The organism is Ruegeria sp. CDSB117 (genome assembly GCF_059611005.1).
The window spans coordinates 130,634-151,027 of record NZ_JBXWOS010000012.1 but is presented as its reverse complement, the minus strand read 5'-3'; the positions used below and the strand labels follow the sequence as shown (position 1 = coordinate 151,027).

Annotated in this window: 15 protein-coding genes; 6 read left to right on the top strand and 9 right to left on the bottom strand. The window is 52.0% G+C overall.

What is annotated here, in order from left to right:
- Nucleotides 1–545: 545 nt before the first annotated feature.
- Nucleotides 546–1,826, bottom strand: coding sequence for a tetratricopeptide repeat protein (locus AC2FJC_RS15000; RefSeq protein WP_496740099.1), 1,281 nt, complete (start codon nucleotides 1,824–1,826; stop codon nucleotides 546–548).
- Between the two features lie 266 nt (nucleotides 1,827–2,092).
- Between AC2FJC_RS15000 and AC2FJC_RS14995 the strand changes: the two genes are divergently transcribed.
- From AC2FJC_RS14995 to AC2FJC_RS14985, 3 genes are all read left to right on the top strand, one after another.
- A complete protein-coding gene (locus AC2FJC_RS14995) occupies nucleotides 2,093–3,013 on the top strand; it encodes a sulfurtransferase (protein ID WP_496740098.1) in 921 nt (306 codons plus the stop codon).
- Nucleotides 3,014–3,077: 64 nt separating this feature from the next.
- The gene (locus AC2FJC_RS14990; protein ID WP_282170811.1) at nucleotides 3,078–3,869 is read left to right on the top strand and encodes a class I SAM-dependent methyltransferase; all 792 of its coding nucleotides are present in this window, start codon (nucleotides 3,078–3,080) and stop codon (nucleotides 3,867–3,869) included.
- A gap of 66 nt (nucleotides 3,870–3,935) precedes the next feature.
- Nucleotides 3,936–4,445 (top strand): MaoC family dehydratase, encoded by a 510-nt coding sequence (locus AC2FJC_RS14985; RefSeq protein WP_282170812.1) that lies wholly within the window; start codon nucleotides 3,936–3,938, stop codon nucleotides 4,443–4,445.
- Between the two features lie 164 nt (nucleotides 4,446–4,609).
- On the opposite strand, the gene AC2FJC_RS14980 is transcribed toward AC2FJC_RS14985, so the two are convergent.
- From AC2FJC_RS14980 to AC2FJC_RS14970, 3 genes are all read right to left on the bottom strand, one after another.
- The gene (locus AC2FJC_RS14980) at nucleotides 4,610–5,497 is read right to left on the bottom strand and encodes a LysR family transcriptional regulator (RefSeq protein WP_282170813.1); all 888 of its coding nucleotides are present in this window, start codon (nucleotides 5,495–5,497) and stop codon (nucleotides 4,610–4,612) included.
- 747 nt (nucleotides 5,498–6,244) lie between these two features.
- Entirely contained in the window at nucleotides 6,245–6,943 is a 699-nt protein-coding gene (locus AC2FJC_RS14975) for a hypothetical protein (protein WP_496740097.1), read from the bottom strand.
- A 278-nt stretch (nucleotides 6,944–7,221) separates the two neighbouring features.
- Nucleotides 7,222–9,063 (bottom strand): adenylate/guanylate cyclase domain-containing protein, encoded by a 1,842-nt coding sequence (locus tag AC2FJC_RS14970; RefSeq protein WP_282170816.1) that lies wholly within the window; start codon nucleotides 9,061–9,063, stop codon nucleotides 7,222–7,224.
- Between the two features lie 212 nt (nucleotides 9,064–9,275).
- Here AC2FJC_RS14970 and AC2FJC_RS14965 point away from each other — a divergent pair, with 212 nt between their 5' ends.
- Nucleotides 9,276–10,130, top strand: coding sequence for a CE1 family esterase (locus AC2FJC_RS14965; protein WP_282170817.1), 855 nt, complete (start codon nucleotides 9,276–9,278; stop codon nucleotides 10,128–10,130).
- Nucleotides 10,131–10,381: 251 nt separating this feature from the next.
- Complete coding sequence (locus AC2FJC_RS14960) at nucleotides 10,382–10,549, top strand: SAM-dependent methyltransferase (protein ID WP_432653535.1); 168 nt, start codon at nucleotides 10,382–10,384, stop codon at nucleotides 10,547–10,549.
- Nucleotides 10,550–10,561: 12 nt separating this feature from the next.
- Here the strand turns inward: AC2FJC_RS14960 and AC2FJC_RS14955 are convergent, their stop codons facing one another.
- Nucleotides 10,562–11,134, bottom strand: a complete 573-nt coding sequence (locus AC2FJC_RS14955; RefSeq protein WP_299637032.1) for a carboxymuconolactone decarboxylase family protein — start codon at nucleotides 11,132–11,134, stop codon at nucleotides 10,562–10,564.
- 513 nt (nucleotides 11,135–11,647) lie between these two features.
- Between AC2FJC_RS14955 and AC2FJC_RS14950 the strand changes: the two genes are divergently transcribed.
- Nucleotides 11,648–15,016 carry a DEAD/DEAH box helicase family protein gene (locus AC2FJC_RS14950; RefSeq protein WP_282170819.1) on the top strand — a complete coding sequence of 1,123 codons (3,369 nt, stop codon included), beginning with the start codon at nucleotides 11,648–11,650 and terminating at the stop codon, nucleotides 15,014–15,016.
- Here AC2FJC_RS14950 and AC2FJC_RS14945 read toward each other — a convergent pair.
- Genes AC2FJC_RS14945 through AC2FJC_RS14930 form a run of 4 tightly spaced genes read right to left on the bottom strand, consistent with a single transcriptional unit; the run spans nucleotide 15,013 to nucleotide 20,377 of the window.
- Entirely contained in the window at nucleotides 15,013–16,842 is a 1,830-nt protein-coding gene (locus AC2FJC_RS14945; RefSeq protein WP_496740096.1) for a TniQ family protein, read from the bottom strand. The two genes, AC2FJC_RS14950 and AC2FJC_RS14945, sit on opposite strands and share 4 nt — an antisense overlap.
- Nucleotides 16,814–17,794, bottom strand: a complete 981-nt coding sequence (locus AC2FJC_RS14940) for a TniB family NTP-binding protein (RefSeq protein WP_496740095.1) — start codon at nucleotides 17,792–17,794, stop codon at nucleotides 16,814–16,816. The genes AC2FJC_RS14945 and AC2FJC_RS14940 overlap by 29 nt, the downstream gene beginning before the upstream one ends.
- On the bottom strand, nucleotides 17,775–19,727 hold the full coding sequence (locus tag AC2FJC_RS14935; protein WP_496740094.1) for a transposase family protein: 1,953 nt from the start codon (nucleotides 19,725–19,727) through the stop codon (nucleotides 17,775–17,777). Before AC2FJC_RS14935 ends, AC2FJC_RS14940 begins: the two co-directional genes overlap by 20 nt.
- Nucleotides 19,724–20,377: a hypothetical protein gene (locus AC2FJC_RS14930; protein ID WP_496740093.1), complete on the bottom strand. Its 654-nt coding sequence runs from the start codon at nucleotides 20,375–20,377 to the stop codon at nucleotides 19,724–19,726. Before AC2FJC_RS14930 ends, AC2FJC_RS14935 begins: the two co-directional genes overlap by 4 nt.
- Between the last annotated feature and the right edge of the window lie 17 nt (nucleotides 20,378–20,394).

Genomic DNA, 20,394 nt, shown 5'->3' with positions numbered 1-20,394 from the left:
CGCAATTTGGATCCGCAGCCACAGCATTCTGAAAGCATAGAATCGCTTCTTCGTGGTTGTAGGCGTAAGTCCAAGCCAAACCACGATCAAACCAAAGCTGGGCTTCGTCCGACGAGGTTGTGATCTTTCGGCTGTAGCTACCGAGATCATAGTATTCCATCACAATAACCCCCTAATTAGAGGTAGGAGGTTACCACAATGGGCTGTTTCTCGATACTGGCGACATCAAAGCCGACCCAAGGCATAGACCCGTCTTATATGAACTCCATTTGATCGAAGCACTCTTCTTGGCGACTGATCAACTTGTCGGCCGCGTGAGTGACGCGCCGTCCAATCCCTCCACTGTAGCCCACCGACAAGACCACAAACACCGCTCGCACACACCTAAGACGGGCTTTTGAGAAAGCTGATGTCAGCAGTCAGATTGGTCTTTTCCGCCAACTAACACTTTTGGGGCCTGGTAGCGTCGTGCGACAGCTTCCGTTCTAAGTGGTGTTGAAAACGTGTAATTTGGGCTCATTGCGGGCGTCAAAAATTCAGGCACCCTATCCTTCTAGCGTGGCAACTGCATGGTCATGAGAGGTATGGGGTCGATGCATGTTGAGAATGCGTCGAGCTTCATTCGATTGTCCCGAAATTGCCAGCGCATGCGCCAATGAAAACTCAATTAAGTCGCGTTGCGCCCGGCTGCCGCCTAGGCGTTCGTGCTCAGACATGACACCTACAAATTTCTCAATCGCTTCATCCGCATTTCCATCCGCCAACGCACGGAATGCGCCTGCGACCGAAGCAACGGTGGGGCCTGCGGGGCCCTTTGCGCCGTCAATGGTTGTTTCCAGACGCTCTCTGTTTCCAGCCGTCGCATGCGCAAGAGCAGCGTGAACATCCGCAAAAGCCAAGCCAGGTGAAGGAAAGAACTGAACAGCATAGTCGCTGAGTTGTTGCCAACGCTCCTGAGGAATTTGCTCACCAGCCAAAAAGGCGCGGTGAACAATTGCCACACTATCAGTCAGAACGTTCAGTGGTGGCGCAGGAGGTCGGTCGGGGGAAACATATTCATCGAACAGCTTCCACATACCCGCCACATCGCCGCTCTCAAGCGCCCACAGAGCAACGTGCCAACTGAGATGGCAGTGCAGATACGCCGTGAAGGGATAGTCTTGCCAGAACTCGCGCAGATAAGCGTAGCCAGCGTCCGTCTCCCCGTTCTCATAGTAGAGATGGGCCCTGACATGTGCACTGTGTGCGCTGTCTGGCTTCAATTCAAGCGCGCGCTCAATGTTTTCAGCGGCCAGGCCAATCTGTCCGGCCTCCAACTGGGCAAATGCATGCTGGCAGAGAAACCACCAGTCGTCGCCATAGTGTGGCTTTAACATGGTTGTGTACGCAAGCTGCTCCGCCTCGCGTCCAGCCTGACCTGAAAACCCTATTAAGCCAAATACGCTGGTACATGTCTGTGCCAGCAAAATATCTCGTGGATGGTCTGCGACGTGATCTCGGATGCGCCTGTAGGCCTGCGGTGCGCGCCCCTCAATGAGATCGCTGATAATGTCGATCTGGGCGGCTTCGCGCGGGCTGACGCCATGCGAAAGTTCCTTTGCGACGGCTATTTCACGCTTTGCATCTTGTCCACGCCCGACAGTAACAAGGTAGCGTGCAAGCCCAACATGAGGCATAGCAAAACTATCATCTGCCCGCATTGCAGAACGGTAAGCGTCTTCAACATCATCAAAAGCGCCTAGAAAACGGTCGATGCCTTCAACGTAGGCGTCTCGCGCAGCTTGTGATGTGGTCGTTAGCGGGCTTCCGTATCGATCTTCAAGCATCCAAACCTTCCACTATCTGTACCAAACCTGTCCGTCAGCGAGCTATATGAGCATGCCTAGCCATAAACGAGTCAAAGGAAATCGACGTTACGAGGCACCATGATTTCAGCATCCGTTTCTTTCAGAAGTCTCATGAAATCAGCGAAATGCGGTTCAAACCATAGTTGCTTCATCAAATCCCGATTTCCTAAAATTGGACTCCGAAAGCAATTTTGGGGATTATTCCATACGGCCCGACCCGCGTCCGGTTAGAGGAGAACGTAGGTATGACAACCCAAACTCGCCCGCTTATTGATACGGCTTGGTTGGCAGATAACCTGACTGACCCGAAACTACGCATCATTGATGTTCGCTGGAAGTTTAGGGAGGAAAACGGCAAGGGCTTGGCCTATGACGATAGGAGCGAGTTCCAAGCCGAGCACATTCCCGGCGCCGTGTATGTTGGCATGTCGACAGAGCTTGCAGACAGCAATCAGAACGTTCCCGATATGATGCTCGGGCCAGAGGATTTTGGGAAAAAGATGCGCGAGTTGGGTGTTTCCAACGACAGTCATGTCTTGGTCTACGATGATTCCGGGCTTCCGTTGGCTTCAGCGCGTCTTTGGTGGGCACTTTCGCACTATGGCCATAAAAACGTGCAGGTCTTGGACGGCGGCTTGCAGCAATGGAAACTCGAAGGTCGACCCACTGAAACTGGCGATCCATCCGTTGAGCCTGGCGACTTCGCTCCCAAGGTGCAGAGCAATTGGATTGCCCACAAAGCTGATGTTCTGCACGCGATAGGTAAGCCCGGAGTCAGAATTGTGGACTTTCTGCCAAACGACCTCTTCCGAGGCGACGGCCTTCACACATGGGGAGGTCGCTCGGGACATATCCCCAGTGCCGTCAACATACCGGCGATATCGAACATCGATCCGGATTTGGCACACACACCCATTGCCGAACGGGCTGCGAAACTAAAGGAACGTGGTTCATTTAAGTTGGCGGATCATTCCAAGCTCCTCAAGCACTATCAGGACAAGGGAATTCAAATTGACGATGAGGTCATCGCCTATTGCGGCCGTGGCATAGCTGCTTCTTGTGGGCTCCTTGCGCTGCGCCAAATTGGGTTCGAAAAGTCCCGCCTGTATGATGGTTCATGGGCTGAGTGGAGCGCCGATGAGAGCCTTCCGGTTGAAACCTCGTGAGACTACGATTTTGGGTCATTTTGGGTGGTCCAATTATTAACGCGTTGCTAGGAGGATATTTTTGATGACGGACAAATTCCGGCTGACCAAAGAAGCTGCGCAGAAGTACAACAACCACAGTGTGCCTGCGATGTTTGGCCCATTGGCTGAAGCAACCATGCAGAAGGTTCAGCTTCGAAGCGGCGCTTGTGTCATCGACATTGCATGCGGCACCGGGGCTTTGACGCGAGAGATAGCAAGGAAACTGACCGGCGAAGGCCGGGTTGTTGGCGTAGATCTGAACGAAACCATGATTGAGGTCGCGCAGTCCAATCAGCCGGATTGTCGTCATGTGCTCGAGTGGTATGCAGCAGATGTAACCGAGTTACCTTTTGGAAAGGCTACGTTTGACTATGCCTTCATACAACAGGGGCTTCAGTTCTTCCCTGACAAATCCGCCGCGTTGCAAGAAGTTCATAGGATCTTGCGCAATGACGGTCAGCTATTTTTGACATGTTGGCGCGCTGTGTCGCCCTTCAATGGAGCGCTTTCAAAAGCTCTCGAACGGCATGTTGGAACAGATGCCGCAGTCAAGGCCAGAGCGCCTTTTTCGTTTCGAGATGGGGACCTCATATCGAACTTGTTGGTCGATGCAGGCTTCAAGATAGCTCGTCACGAGCCGTTGGTACTAGAGCGAAGATTTATTGATCTTCGTGCGCAGATCATGGCGCTGCCAATCGAAACTGATCTTAGGGATGCAGGTGCTGACGTCACCAACAAGGTCGTGGAAGAGGTTGCAGACGCTTTGTCTAGATATGACAAAGAACGCGTATTGCACGTACCGCAAGAAGCGCACCTTTTTGTCGCCACGGCATAGGTCAACGACCACTGGCTCAGTTCTCAATTACGATCTTTACCATGGTCGAATGACAATGCGGCATTAGTGGCTGCCGAGCGTGGCTCCGCGTTGACGGTTGAGTGTGCATCAAACTATACTTTTGCCATGGCCAGCGGAAAATACATCGACGATTTGTCGGTTGGCAGAACCTTCGAAACCGGTGGCGTTACGCTGACCGAGGGAGCGATTATTGACTTCGCACTGGTTCATGACCCGCAGCCCTTCCACGTTAACAAAGTGGCTGCCGCAGAGTCGATTTTCGGCGGTCTCATCGCCAGTGGATTTCAGACAATTGCGCTTACTTTCAGGTTGTTCCGCGACACTGGTGTACTTACCGGCACCAATCTGGGTGGACATGGTATGGACGAGGTGCGGTGGCTGGCTCCGGTGTATTCCGGTGACACGATCAGCGTGCGCGTCACGGTTGAGGCAATTACACCATCACGTTCGAAGCCAGACCGGGGAACGGTCAAATTCCGATACCAGACATTTAACCAGAACGATGTTGAAGTTCTTAACCTGGTCATGCACCACGTGATGGCATGTCGGAGTTAAGGCGGTTGGCAGCGACTTGGGCGCGGCGATCAATTCGACCTCCCTTTGTCATCTTCAAGAGTATCCTTGGGCTCGCCATATAAGGCTTCTATTCGCAATTGCGGTCGTGGCGTACATGCAAACTAGCTTGTTCGCGTGTTCTCAATCCTTTTTTGCCTAAATAACTACTTGTAGATTGCCGCATAGCGAGGTGCGAAGAACTTAACGAAGGCTCTAACCTCTGGCCGACGATAGGCTTCCGGCGAAATGAGCATTAGGTGCGGCACCGCAAGTTCGGGGATTTCGTCGAAACATCGGATAAAAGACATGTCTGTTTCCACCAGTTTGACATTGCTGATCCCAAGGCCTTGCCCTGACCTGATCGCCGCATGCATTAGCTCCAGTTCAGTGAAAGACATGACGATCTGGTCCGGCTCCGCGTGATTGGTCAACCATTCGTGGAATACATTTGGTACATCGTCCCGCTGAAAGGTAACAAACTGATGCCCGGCCAGATCATTCGTTGACCCCGGTAAGCCAAATTTGTCCGCGTAATTTCTGCAGCCGAACAAGGACCAGCGGGCCGTGCTGATCTTACGACAGATCAGGTCAGGATCGGGATCGGTTCTTGCAAGGCGCAAAGCAATGTCGGCCTCGCCTGCCATCAGGTCCAGCGCCCGAACGCTGGACAAAAACTCGAATGCGACATCCTGATTGTCGGCGGAAAACTCGTTTACGATTTCAATCATGCGTGCAGAGAAGTTTGCTGAGTAAGCGGTGATACGGATCGGTTGTGTCGACGTCAATTCTTTCGCGCAATCGGCAAATTCAAGGACTGAATTCTCGATTGCTTCGGCGAGGGGAACGAGGCGGAAGGCTTCTGGGGTCGGTTTGAACCCATGCGTACCGCGCTCAAAAAGCGTCAAGCCTGTTTCTCTTTCGAGAACATCAATGCGTCGGGCAACCGTTGGTTGGGAGACCTTTAGCTTTCTGGAGGCCGCAAGCGTCGACCCTTCTCTGAAGACAGAGAGGAACACACGAATATCCGACCAATTTCGGAACCCGTTCTTCATTTTTGTAGAACAGCACAATTTTGTGCCGGATACCAGAAAAACGGGTGAACAGTTACTCTTGTTGCGACAGCGCAAGTAACTCGGAAAGGACCATGAGATGGCTTCCCATACAATGTCACCCAGCATCTGGGCCGTATTTGATGGACTGTTCGGTTGGAACAAAAGAGCCTTTCCCGAAACCCGGAAGCCGCGGCCTACAGCCAACGATCTTCACGCGGAACGCGGCTATATTAATGACGTGATCTGGAGTAATCCCGATGCGTTTTCGAGTGAACTGGACGTGCAGAACATGATGAGTCTGTATCCAGGAAGGTTCTGACGACACATGTTGACAATCGGCCGAATAAGGCGATTAGATCACGCCAAATACAGCTGCAAGCTGGAAGTGACAGCAACGCACCTGTGTTGTAGCCATTGAGTAAGTACCAACACGAGACCTTCTCGTGCAACCTGGCGCCTTGTTTGACGATATTGAAGTGAGCCACCTGCTGGCAAAGGTCACTCACCTTACCTCCGCATGTTCGTCGTTTGGTGAAAGGCAATTTCCTTTGATCCGTTCTCGTAAATTTGCAGAGGCCGCTTTCTGCGCCTCACTTTCATTCGAGCAGCACGCAGCATCCAAACACTCCATCTTTGCTCTCAAAGTGAAGTGTTGCGTCGATCAATTGAGACCGCCGCCTAAACCGGACCTTCGCAACCAAGCTTTGCAAATTCCGAAATGCTAACCGAACAGACCTTTGTCCGAGACTACACCCGATACCAGTTTTCAACTTCTCGGGCGGCTTCTTCGGCTGTAAAAGTAGTCTCTACCTCTGCGATTGCGTACTTTACTTCGTCTGAGCTAGCACTGAGTTCTAAGGCGTCCGCATCCAGATCATGGGCTGACCCTGCATTTGAATAGATCGTATCGACCCCAATTCTGATGGCGTGTCGGAGTTGCAGCAGGTGCTCAAAAAACCGCACATAAATCCTCTCCTCGTACGGAGAATGAATATCCGCTTCAGAGATCAAGCCCAATTCTGCGGCCTTGGCACACGTCAAACGCCAAGCCAGTTCCATTGTGGATGGTGGCGCGTCCCTGGCCTCTTCAGGATGTCCGGGGTTCGCAAACGTAGATCTTCGAATAGCTTCGAGATTGGCACGTAAGCCCTTTGTGGGAACCGGAAAGATGAATTTGGTTTCCTCGGAAGCTAAGGCAGGCTCAATCTGATCCGGCTGCGCCTGGATGAACTCTGAAAACCTGTTTCCGATGATAGGGACTTCGCCCACAATCATGTCTGTGGGATCGGAATTCTCCGCCTGCCATCGCGCTAAGGTTCTCCGGCCCCACAATCCGGCGGCCCTTCGGATCAACGGATGAGTTCCATCCGAAACATCTGGATACTTTGTTAGTATGTCTTCGGTCTGAAACGCCGCGAGCCCCTTATCCCAACGCATGATATGCACGCGACGTCCCAAGGAGATCGCAATGGATATTTGCTGGCGCAATAGGAATGACTTTCCAGATGCCGGCAATCCAGTGAAGAAAACCATGCGGCAACGACGTGCAGCGTCCGCTAGGTGTCTTCCAATTTCTGCGTCCGCAGAACTGTCCTTAGAAATTACGAATCTCCTCATTCGGTGTCGGCAACAGCGTTAGGTAGCAAACGCAACTTGCTTCCTGAGCCGCTACAAACATTCTACGCCCGCCATTCTGAAAGCGATGTTTGCAAGCAATCGCGGCGTTAGTTCTCTGAAACTTCAATACCGGCAATGCGAAGCCCATCCATTATCTTTTCGATCAGCTCCGTTGGCATTCCACGTGCTCGATACGGTGAGCGTGGATCGTCAAGAAACTCCGGGTGTTCGTATTGCAAGCGTCGCGCCATCTCTTGCGCCTTTTGTTGCTCGCCGTCCAAAGCATAGCTTGCAGTCAGGCTTGCCATCGACATGGTGGATTTCGGCGTACCCCAGCTCAAGATGACTTTTTGTGCCTCATCATAATTGCCTTGCAAGATCGCGTGCAGCACCCAAGCGTTATTGTAGCCAGGATGAAGTTTGGGGTTGAGGTCTTTTGCGCGGGAAATCCACTCTTTACCTTTTTCAAACTCGCCGGAGTAAGCAAGAAAGATACCCAGATCCGCGAGGATCCAGGAATCATTGGGACTAAGCTCCGTGGCGTTCTTTGCGTGTTCAAAGAAGACCGCCTTGTCTTCTCCCGTCATTCTGCTGAGGATTGCCAGGGCGTAGTGCGCATCCGCATTGTCCGGGTCTTCCTCAAGTGCACGTGTGGCGGCGTCCCGGGCCTTATTTGCCCAATCCGGATCGGTGTCGAATGATCGTTTCTTAGACTCGAGATAGTTAAAGGCCAATCGCGACCAAGCAAGAGAGTAACCAGGTTCTTCCTTCACGGTTCGCAATAGACAGTCCCGAGCCTTGCGATGCGCTTCAATGCTGAAACTTTGATAAAACCAGAATCCCAACAGATAACATTCATAGGCTTCCAGGTTTTCCGGTGCCTTGTCGCGGATAGCCTGCTGTACAGAAGTGTTGAACAACGGGGCATCGCTTGAACCGATTTGCGAGGCGACCTTTCTTGCAATCTCAACCTGGATATCCATGACATTTGCGATGCTGAGGTCCATATCAAAGGGGCCCGGCGGTGTGAGTTGACGGCAAGTCCTTGCATTGATGAATGTAGTTGTCACCCGCAATTTCGAGTCAGACCGTTGGGCCGTGCCGCCAAGTATGTAATCGGCCGCTAACGCATCCCTGATCGCTTCGCAATCTTTGTTACTGCTGAAGTCGGCTCCAGCTTCGGGAGCTATAACAAACAGGTTAGAGAACTTCGCCAACAAGGCGTTAAGATCACGCGTCAAACCTTCAGCAAAATACTCGTCTTCCTTGTTTTCCCCGATTGTTTCAAAAGGTGTAATGACAATCCGCGCACCTGACGGAAGGTCGCGCGGATCATCTCTTCCAAATACAAAAAAAGCTGAAATCGCGGTAGCTGTGGCGACAACAGCCGTCGCGGCAGTCCATCGGATCGTTGCGCTGCGCTTGGGTTTGACCGCAAGTTCCGGAGGCCAGGTCCAAACCTCGACCTTATTGGCGATATTCTTCAATTCATGGGCGCCAGCATGCGCAAATTCCGCGTCCACATTTCCCGAAAGTTGATCGGCAACTGCTTTGGAAACACAAAGGCCTCCGGGCGGTGCGATTGCTTCCAACCGAGCCGCAATGTTGACACCGTCTCCCAGCAGGTTATCGCCATCTGCCACGACATCACCGAGATGTATTCCGATACGAAGGTTCATGCGCCCTTTTTCCGGCAGATCGAGGTTCCGGACTTTCAGCTCTCTTTGAATTTCCAATGCACAGCGGGACGCGTCCGTTGCACTTGTGAATTCAGCGATGACGCTGTCACCCGCGCTGCCGAACACGCGACCACCATAGTTTGAGATGAGGCCATCAATGAGTATTCGGTAGCCCTTTAGCGCTGTAATGGTGCCCTCTTCATCACGCCCGATCAGGCGTGAGAATCCCACAAAATCCGCAGCCATAATGGCAGTTAGACGGCGTTCCATAAGTCCCCCCGTACCACTTTAATGAAAGTTACCTGGGTTCTCGAACAAAATCTAAGTTCTTTCCCAAGCTCATAACTACTCATTTGGATAGAGATAGACCGGCCAACTTTGCCTAGACTTCAGATGGTTCACAAACGCTTGGCCGCTGCCTTCGGAGATGCGCAACGCTGTGCTATGATCTTCTGTGACCTAACCACAGAGGTACACTTTTGATGCGACCCGAAACGCGCAATCGCATTTTGACGCTCGGTATTGCCATTGCTGTTATTGCTGCGAAGCCGAACGCTGCCCTCGCTTCTGATGGAGAGTGTGGTGCGCCAGATGCACCGTGCACACTGGAAGGCGGTGAATACTACGTGGCCCTGCCAGAGGCTCCGGATGAACGACCTACCGTCATTTGGTTGCACGGTTATGGACGGTCTGGAAAGGCGATGATCCAGAATTCCGCCTATGTTGACCCTTTCATCCGGCGTGGCTACGCGGTGATTATGCCGAGCGGGCAGCCCAGTATTAATGACAAAGACCTCGATTGGGGTGTGGCTGACGGATATGACCTGGCGCGCGATGATGTAGCCTTTATCGACGCCGTACGCGCCGACGCGGTGGAGCGCTTCGGAATTGACCCGTCGCGAATACTGATCGCAGGCTTCTCCCGCGGCGGCTCGATGGTCTGGGACATTGCGTGCCAAGCGCCAGAGATGGCAAGAGGTTTTGCCGCTGCGGCTGGGGCGTTCTGGGAGCCTATGACCACTGAGTGCGATGCGCCAGTTCACCTGTTTCACGTACACGGCTTCAAAGACAGAATGGTGCCGTTCGAAGGCCGAGAGCTGACATGGGAGGGTGTCGATTTTCACCAGGGTAACGTCATGAAGGGCTTGGACGTCTGGCGCCGAGAAAACGCCTGCTTGGGTAGCGCGGAAAACAGCTTTGGCGACGATGGTTCGATGCAGAAGGATTGGATGGACTGTGAGGCCGGCTCGATTCGGTTGAAGGTCACCAAAGGCGGACACGGCGTTCCGGAGGGCTGGCGGGACGCGGTGCTAGACTGGTTCGAAGCTCTACCTTGAGCACTCGAGTGCCTGCCGACCCTCCGCGAATTTTGATCTGATGGGCATTCAGTAGCATTCAACATGATTGGTAAAAGGGGTTGAGTATGAGAGAGCAAGTTTCCGACTACTATGGTCCCAGCCGCAGGCTGATCGACCAGATAGCTGATAGCCTGAAGGCCGCGAGCATTGACCCGAAGAAACTACGCGCCGCGGATTTCTAACCAATCGATGAGTTCCATTTCCGAGGCAGACAGACGACTTTACAGTTATTGGAGAAACCGAAGTTAACGACAGGCGCGAATGTACTTGATATTGGTAGTGGCTTGGGTGGGGTCACCAAAACAATTGCAGAAGAAGCAAGCGCTAATGTTAGAGGCATTGATCTGGCGCAAGAGTTTTGCGACGCAGCCAAAACCATTTCCGATTGGAAACGTTAGAACAACATCAATTCAAGGGATGTCGAGGCCGTTCTCTCGTCCGAAATCGGTATAGAAGCTGTCACTGCGGCATCGGTTTAAAGTGGCTTCGTCCGCTTCTCTTGGGTCGGTGCCAGGGCTTTGGACACCTGTTCCTTCTATGAAGCGATTCACGAGATTAAAGACACCGCAAACTTGGATAGCATCGAACAGCGCACTCTCCGACCAGCCTGCCGCGTAGACTGCTTTTGCGTCGGCTTCCGTCATTCGGGATGGTGAGACGGTGAGCTTTTCAATGTATGCCAGTAACGGTTTGAGTTGGTCTTCGACGGGTGCCGTATCGCGGTCTTCCATCAGTGCCTCGATTGTCTCGACCTCAATGCCGTAGGCTTTGGCGAAAACGATGTGCGCCCCATGGCAATACGCACAAGCATTCAAGCCAGAGACATAAGCTGCGATTAGTTCACGCTCAGCAACCGAGAGGTCGCTCTCGCCCCTCATAACCAGGCTTTCGTACGCGCAAAGCGGCGAAAGTTTGTCTGGAAAGGCTTGATAGACACTTCCAAGCGTCGCGTTCTCAGGCAGAGATGGAAACAGGCGTTTCATTCAATTCTCTTTCAGTCTTGCTTTGGATAGCTTTGTCTCAAAGTGAGGAACCTAACGGTGCATACGCAACCTTAAAGCAATTCTGGGATCCGCACAGAGCTTCTGTTGGAATACAGCCGAAGGTAAATTTGCCTAACAACGCCCCAACGTGATCGTAGTTTGGCTAAAAGCAGTTTCATTTGAGCCTTTCTCGTAAGTCTGCAAAGCCAGCTTTCCGTGCATCGCAGACCTTTGAGTTCGAAGAAGCACTTTGAACCTTGGGCTCAAGGCTGCCACCCATCGAAGTTTCACGACTGACCGTTGCTCGGGTGCAGCGGGTGGTTGGCCCGTGAGACTGCAACCGCTCCATAATCGCGACTTATGTCTAATCTCGAAATCCCGGCTTTCTGCCACAAAACCGGTGCGAATTTCCGACAGTTTCAGGAAAACGAATGTTTCTTCCGGTGATGTCTTGAAGGACGATGCCCGCGGTATCAATATTAGACTAAGCGTCCTAAAACCAAGTCTTGTTCATTGTTTTCACTCCCTGATTGGCTGCGTTCCAAGCCAAAGCAGCTTACCGAAGCAAATCAAAAGCCCGAAAACGAGCTTGATGCCGAACCGGTTGCGAAGGTCGGCACCAATATCGACCGGCCGGTCATCAATCTTTATCGGCCCCATATCACCTCTGGGGATTGTCTGATTGTCACCGGGTATCAGGACTTCTTGTCGTCGCTGTCGATTTTGATGAAGGAATTGCCCGAGCTGAGGGATCTGGAAAACGACAGCGATATCCGAATCCGGATATCGTTCGGGATCGACACAGCGAATACCAAAAGGCTGACCAACCCCAAACCAGTCACCGAAGAAATGAAACTCTACTGGCTGGAGCGCTCCGGGCTTCAAGTGGAGGAGGATCACGATCTCATCGCAGTGCTGGCAAAACACGCCATCAAAACAGGGAAAATTGATCTGCGTGTCTTCGATCCGGAGCTCGCCAAATGCAAGTTGGGGATATCTGGGGATCGGCGGCTACACTCAAAAATCGTCAGCTCGCCAAAAGGTGCCGTCGCCGGATCCGCAAACTTTTCCTACTCAGGGCTCTACAGAAACATCGAGTATGCCGATGACCTGGATGCGGGCACTCATGAACTTCAGGTCGAACGCACAGAAGCCGCTGAGCAGGCTTGGGATGTGTCTGTCGATTGGAATACCGAAGCGCTGGAGATACTCGAAAAGCTCATCAAACCGGTGACCGCTGAAGATGCGATGGCGCGAACTATCTCGGAGCAAAAGGGGTTCGAACCCTGGCTCACCGGAGACCGAAAAGATATCACGAGCCACACGCTGTTTGGGTATCAACAGGAGCTGACCTATGAGGCGTGTTCCATCGTCTATGACCATGGGATCGCCTTCGTAGAAGCGCCAACCGGTTCGGGAAAGACAGAGATCGGCTGTCACCTGGCTGAAGCATTGTCAGAAACATTCTCAGAAGTCGTGCCCCGCTCCCCCGTCCATGGCGTTGCGCGAAAAAATGCAGCTGTAATTGCCCCGCCCAAAGTTATTCCCAGTTGGCGCAAGTACTCGACAAACTCGCTCCAACCTGTCGCAAATAGCAAACTTGCCAAACAACACCTCCGTGGTGCTGGCGATGAAGAAAAATCTGGGCTCAGGCTCGATCAGTTTGGCATTCTGATAATCGATGAAAGCCACACAGTTACTCCGGGATTTGAACAAGCATCTCAAATGGCCTCAGCTATTGAGCTTGCCCCGCCAAGCTGGAACGTCTGTCTGTCGGCGACGCTGCTCGGGAACCGCGATGTCGATTGGTTAACCCATATGCAGGAAAAGCGAGCGTCCATTTTCATGACTCCGCATTTCATTCAGGCCATGGGTGAATTGTTCGAGCGCGAAACCCAAGTTCCTAAGGATATCTTCAACCAGGTTGCGCAACTTGCCGTCCTATCAGAGCCTGACACGACGCTCACGCGAGAGGCTCGCAACGAACTCGCTCAGTTGGTTTCGCCGTTTTTGACACGCAGACAACGGAAATGCATTGGCGAGGACGAAGATCCGACCAAGCACAGTTACCCAAGACTAGAAAACCACGGGCGCCCGAAGAAACTTAAGGTGACAAAGCCTCAGCAAACGCGCCTGGATGAGATTGTGGCTCTCTGCAAAGAACTTGCGCCAGGCGGTCGGGTGACCGCTGTAGAGAAAAGCCGTTTCGGGCATGTCAGCAAGCAACAAAGCACCCAGGATCAACTCTATATACGTAACCTTCTAAACATTCTGCGCGTAAATGCCGCCCAGGCCAATTGGGCGATGTCGAATGGAGCAATTGGCAAGTCCCTTCGCGACTTCGAACGAGGTGGAAAATCGAAGAAAAAGGTATCGCACCGCAATCAGTCAGACATGTTTGCCGCGCTGGGAATTGAAGCGCTTGAACCTGCAAAGAAGTGCGACGCTCTAAACCAAAAACTTGGGCTCAGTGTTCTCAGGGAGCTTGATGAAAAGCGGTACGAGGCGTGTCTGAAAATTCAAAATGAAAAAGACAGGGTCGTCTTTCTCGCGGAACTGACGGACACACTCGAAATATTTGCCGAAGCACTGTCGCGCAGAGGTCACCACACCAACTACGTCGTAGGCAACCAAACCAAAGGCGAAGATCGCGCCGTAAAGGCAATCTTTGGAGATGGCCCTGACAGCTTCAAGCGGATCAAACAGGGCAAGTCCGTTGAGTCTTTTTTCCGGCCTGGAGGTAAGAACGAACCTAATGGCCCTGCATCGGTTTTTATGACTTACAAGATGGCTGAAGGTATCAACCTTCAGTCGTCAGATACGCTGGTGTTGCTTGGCCTGACCTCGAACCTGAAAGAGCTCATCCAAGGTCTGGGAAGGATCGACAGGATCGATAGTGAGTTCGGGGTCGTCAACTACCACCTTGTTGATGTGCCAGTAGGTCAGTTTGCATCTGACGAAAAAATCGCCCAGCGCATAGAGAACTATAAAACTTTGGCCGGGGAGGCGCTTATCGACGCCGTCTTAGAAGAAAGCACTGAAGACGCGGAACTGATCCTCGAAAGTGTTGTTGAATATTTGCGATCCCCACGGCAGCTTCGCGACAATAACTTTCACGACGTCCTGGAACGCACCAAGCAAACAATCCCCGAAGACCGCTACAAACTCATCGACAAAGCCAAAATCCAGGGAACCTGGGGCGCCGAGTTGGCGCTCCTATCGGCCCGTGAGAAATTCACGGCGCTACATCTCAAAGGACTTAGCAAGAGCAATAGCTTCTTTCCGCCTCGCCTGCTGCTGCTTAAGGATACTGCGCCGGGCCTTATACTGGAACGCGACCAGCTAGCCTGCGTCCAATCGCTGGAGACTTCATACGAACGGACCAGAAGCCTTGGCATGGAGCACGCCCACATGTCACTAGAAGATCTCTCTGAAGCGCTAGAGACGATTTCAGAGCAGATCGGCAAGCTGACCGAGTGGGACTTGCGCCCGGCGCGCGTTGAGAGCCTCATGAAAGCTTGCGCCGAGTTCATGGGACGCAAAGGTGGCGTCGAACTCAGTGATCAAGAGAGGTTTGGCCATCTGTCACTGCCGGCCGTTGAAATGGTGTGCGAGGCGTGGAGCCGTGAGCTTGATCCCTTCTGGGAACAAGCGAAACACGAAGTGCGTGACAGCTTCGCCTATGAGGATCTTCCCAAGGGGTACATCGCGCTTCAGGTTATCCTGGAAAAGCTCGAAAGCGATCATCAGGCGTCCGCTGAGATCCATGAAAAGATGGTCCGGGTCATCGAGGAAGCTGAGCAGGTTTCACGCGACCACGAACCGGCAATTGGACAGCGCATTTCAGTGGTGTTCTTTTCGGATGGTGCAGGTGAGCACTAGGCGGCCTCAGACAGCAGCGAAGCCAGATCACTCAATTTCACTAAATGTCCTCGCGTCGTCTTACCTTCCATTTGCGCACCATGGGTCTCAATCCCTTTGCTCTCGAAATCAGACAGGAGCTTTCGGGACGTTGTTCCTCTTGACCTAGCCAGTGTCGCAACGGGCATGTACTCGCTTTGAAAGACCGCAAGCTGCTGCGGCTTGACCAAGAAAGACTCGCTTGGGCCATGCGGAACGGTGCGAGATCCGAGTAAGCCCAGCTTGCACCAGTGAGTTACAGCCTGGGCCTTCCAGCCCGTCAACTTTGCGACATCATTTGCGGTCCAGTCTTTTGATAACCGCTGCGTCCCAAGTTCTCGGTCGATGTCGGAAACTGAAAAATGAAACTCCCCAAGTCGCATGTTTTCTTCCGCAACAACAGGTTTGATAACGCCTGTCGAGATTTTCTGAAGAACATCCATCAAAGCAGCTCGATCAGTTGTGCGCCTCAGGTTAAGTTGATTGAACGGAATAGTTTCTCCCGCTTGAACTTGAGTGCAGTTTCGAATGTTTGTTGTGAGCTCTTTTAGGCTTTCACTGTCAATGCAACCATCAACCAATGGAGGACGGTATTCAGGAGCAACCTCGTTGATCAATTCTGACCCGCGGAGCAGGTCAAATTGCTTTCTGGTGACACCAAGGTAGGCTCTGGCCTGTAACCCATCCCAATACCGCTTCCTATCCAGATAGATGTTCGAAATTTCGAAGCGTGGAATCATCGTATGCCGGTGCCCATACCCGCTACGGGCTTGCTTTCCAGCAATTTGACCTGACTGAACCTCAGCCACCAAGCGCTGTGCAGAAATTCCCAGTTCCTTGGCCGCTTGTTTAGCCGAGATCCATTCCCGAGCTTGCAACGGCGTTAGCTTTCCTAGGTAGGTTCCCTTGAACTCGGTTGAAACAGCACGCGACACTGCATCTCTGAAAGGCTGGTACGCATCATCTTCGAACTTCATTAGTCTTTGATACCAGCTTCCGAGCATGGACGGCACAGAGTTGGATTCTGAATTTCCTGCCAGTATCAACCCTCGAACGTGTTCTTCGAACCCATTTGGCCAATGTTCAAACACAGTTGCCAACGGCTCAATCAGCTCCAACGAATCTGCGACGCTTTTGGGTGTTTGTGTTTTTCCAGCCTTGCCCGTGCGGTTCTGAGAGAAACCACTCGCGAGGAAATTAATAAAAGCGCCAATGTTTTTTGGGATCTGAGGCCCTCCTGCAAGGTCAAGAAACCGCTCACCAACCGTTGAATCTCCCGCAATCAAGGCGGAAATGATCACTTCGTGGTCCATTGCTGCCATCCGCGGGAAATCGGAGTAGCTAAAACCACAACTGCATTTATCAAAACCACCGGACGTCGGACGCAATGTGGCCTTGCAGACAGGACAAACATCTTGAAGACGCGTTTTGTGATGGTGGCAGGCAGTCACCAAGTAATGACGCCAAGTTTGTTGAAAGGGTAAGTCATCAGCGAGACATGAAGGGCAAATCGGATCGCTATGATGCCGCTCGAAGCGCCAGTTCAAGCTGGGTGACTCAGGGTTGGCAGCAGGGGAAATAGCGACCAACACACCGTTTTCTAAGCCCATCTTCTGCTCTAAGTACTCGATGTTCTCGACTAGAATTCGCCCATACTTCCACCGGAACCGTGTTAAAAATTCAGAGATATCTTTGTATCCATTTACATGGGCCACGCGACGCAAGAATCCGACAAGGCTCTCGCCATTCAACGGTGATACTGAAAACAAACCCGGCACCTCATGCACCTCGCATAATTGCGAGCTCATGTGACGTCTTTGGCTCCACTTCGAGACCAGAATCTGCCATGACCCTGATGTATGACCTGATCAGCTCAGTATCCGATGGTGGTTCTTCTTGAAAAAACGACTGATACGGATCTCGCTCCAGACCTGAATCCGTCGCTGCCCTGGCAATCGTTTTGGTGCAGTAGGGTAAATTTTGAGCACCCAATGCCAGGGGCGCGCGCAGCACTTCCAACGCCACTGGCACACGTCCGCCGGAAACACCGTACAATCGCCGCACCATATCATCTTGGTCAAACTCCAAAAGGATGCCGGACTTCTCAAGACAATCGAAGGCCGCAAAAATTGCATCGCAGAACGCGATGCGATCAGCTTCAACGCTCCACCAATAGGGGTTCATTCGAATAGTGTTCAAACAGCGCCCCGCAAACTGCTCGTTGCTGTCCATAACCGCTTCGAACATTGGCAACCCAACTAAAATCAGAGTGACTGAGGTTTCATCAACAATAGTCTTGAAGTGATCAGCGGCTTGTCGACGCGAGTGCCTAGTCAGAGTTTCGGCGCAATGGTTCACTTCGTCGATAATGATTGTCTGAATGCCGTGCTCAACTACGAGCCGAAAGAGACGTTCTCGAATTTGGGCAGGTCGCTCTCGTTCTACAAAATCAAAGCCCATGCTTCGCAAGCAGGAACCGTAATAATCCCGCTCGGAAGGCCGTGGTGGAAGTCGACCCAGAATGACATCTGAAGATACCAGAATAGCACTTGGGCCGTGGCGGTCATTTTCAACTTGTGTCTTCAAGTCCTTTGTCAGTTCTGTCTTTCCACATCTCGTCGGCCCCAAGATTGGTATGATCCGTCCACCCTCGGTTGCAGCAACTTTTAAAAGACGTTTTATCTCCGAGACAGCCCATTCGTGGCGGCTATGTCGAATGAATGCACCTTGCAGAGCTCCACTAGTTGTTTGGTCCAGCATCTTTTCTTTCGACCCTTGGCAAGTTCTTTGATCTCGTAACCGCAAGCTTGTTGGGACCAACTGCTGACCGTATTTGGTCAATTAGTTGTGGATCCCTTAAACTTCTGTTCTGCATTTCAGCAGCCCGTAGCTTGTCGATTGCCGCAGCGCGGTTTTTTTGCATTTTTGTCTTCGGGCCTTGCTTGTATGCCCTACGCGCTTCGACCTCTGCATGGAGCTCCGCAGCCGTTTTGATTGGTCCGTTGTGTTTCGGCTTAGGCGGTCGGCATTCTCTCAGCTCACGATAAGAAAGTGCTGCCAAGTCTTTTGCTTTATTGGACGCGCGCACCAACTCGCCCGTGTGCGGATCGACCACCAAAATTTCCCTTGCATCAAGGGGAGCGTAGCGAATTTCAACACGCTGGCGCGGGCCTAGTCGTCGGTACAGCCTTGCCAAGTCTTCTGAGTTGTATTGCATACTCTCGAATTCGATACCGTAGTGCCACAGAGTTCGAGCTTCGGATTGGATCATCAGCGCTGCGTGATGCTCGTCCAAAGACGGGGGTTCTGGCACTATGTGTTCACCTGCCAATCTGTCCCAAGCGGCGCTAGGTGTTTCACCCCGTTTAAAGATGTCTTGGACTTTTCTCCTCGGAGTTCTTCCATATTCGTCGTAGCGCCAGCGTTGCATTATTGAATTGAACACGCTTAGCGTCAGACGGGCTTCATCCATTGCTTTTTTGGTTCGATCCCGGTCGGGATATGCCTTTGACTTAGTCGCACCCGGAAGCTGGCTGACTTTGCTTCGAACTGCCCCGAACAAGTTTTCGATAAACGGCTTTTCCTGGGGTTTTCGAGGTCGCGCCCAATGGCCATGGACACCAGCAACTTCGATAAAGGCATCGATGGGTTCGCCCACGTTCTCTGAACCCTGATCCATTACAACCATTTTCGGCAGTGCGGCGATTTTTTTCCTGTTTACAATTTCGTGCTGTTCGAAAAAGTCTTCCTCTGGGTAGCTAATCATCTCCTTTAGAGCTTTGGCCACATGTTCTGATGATGGATCTGGTAGGAAGACCTGAAATGCGACAATCCAACCAGTAGCACAGTCAATCGCTGCACAAATCCACGGCCGACCTATTACCTCCCCGCTATCGTCAACCAGCATTATGTCAGCTTTTGTGCAGTCCAATTCTATTTGGTCGTAAGGCGCTGTTATATCACAGTATTTTTGGGCAACTCGCATCTGCTGGCGCGCCTCGTTGCTGCCCAGTTGCCACTTTAGAACGTCAAAATGAGGGATTGTGTGCACAATCGCTTCGACTGCCTTGCGTCCGCAGCACCCAGGTTTTATGCCATTCTCATGGCAAATCAACTGGTATTGATTATAAGCGTCGCTAGACAGACTTGTTAGATTTTGTCTGTCCGACGACGTATATTGCATTTCCAATAGATCGAGCACTATCCCGTGGAAAACGCTGTCATACCTTGGCATACGATTTCCCGAATTGCTGTGCTTGGGCAAAAGCGCGTCCGGCCCGCCGCGCCGATACAATTTGACCCAATTCTGAACAGTCGATTTCCTCGGAAAACGGTTACCCTTGATTTTGAAGGTGGATTCTTCGGTGAACTCGCGTTGAAGTATCGGTATGCGTTTTGCCCAATGAACGCCTTCCTCCCCAAGCTTTAGTGCATTTTCCACAATACGTAGTCTGAGCTGAGCTTCACGTGCATCTTTAGCGGTTACATTGCGAGGACGTTTGTCGAAGCCTTCTTCCTCCACTAGCCCATCGTGCACATGGTCCCGATATTCTTGTCCAGATATCTCAAAAGGATCACCTTGGGAGTTCGATATCTGATATGCATCCCGCCCAGCTATCGCTCCATCGACAGCATAGGTTTCTCCCTTATATCTAATGGTTCTCTGGTGCCGCCTTTTGACAATCTGCTTCAAAATTCGATTACCTCCAGATGTCTTCGGTCGCGGTTCGCAGTATTCAGGTTCGTGGATGGCCCAAGAGCTTCACGTGAAAAATCGAACACCAGGTAGCCATCAAGAATAAGGCGAAGAATCTTCGCTTGGGGGATACCAATATTCTCTCTTAGTTCTTTGAACGTCACACGTTGCTGTTTGAGACACGCTATTTTGCTTGCAAGTTGAGGGGCGGTCTCTTCGGTTTGTCCTTGCAATAGCAGCCAAGCATTTCGGTCAATCGGCCCTTGTAACAATGCCTCAGTAACTATGACCAAGGGAATTCCGACTTCAGCAAGAAGTGAAGGATAGTCTTGGTACTCAGGCTTCTTTTCTATGTGAGCACTGTGTTTGGCGTCCAAATATACGACACGCCCGTCTACCAGTTCGACTTCTAGGTCTGGTGTATAGAGCTGAGGTCTGTACTGACGCTCTTCATAAGCCTCTAGCGCCGCTTCTTTGTTTGCGAATGCTCTTCCTGTTCCCATGTCGATTGTGCAAGGCTGTGGCTTAAGCGAGACCACACGAGGGTCGACCTGCATGCAACGAACCAGCGATGCTTCCATTTGGCTTTCAAGCTGAATGACGCCTGGGAACTTGGCGCCAGACATTTTACCAGCGCGTTTTTTCATTCCGCGCTTGTGAACGC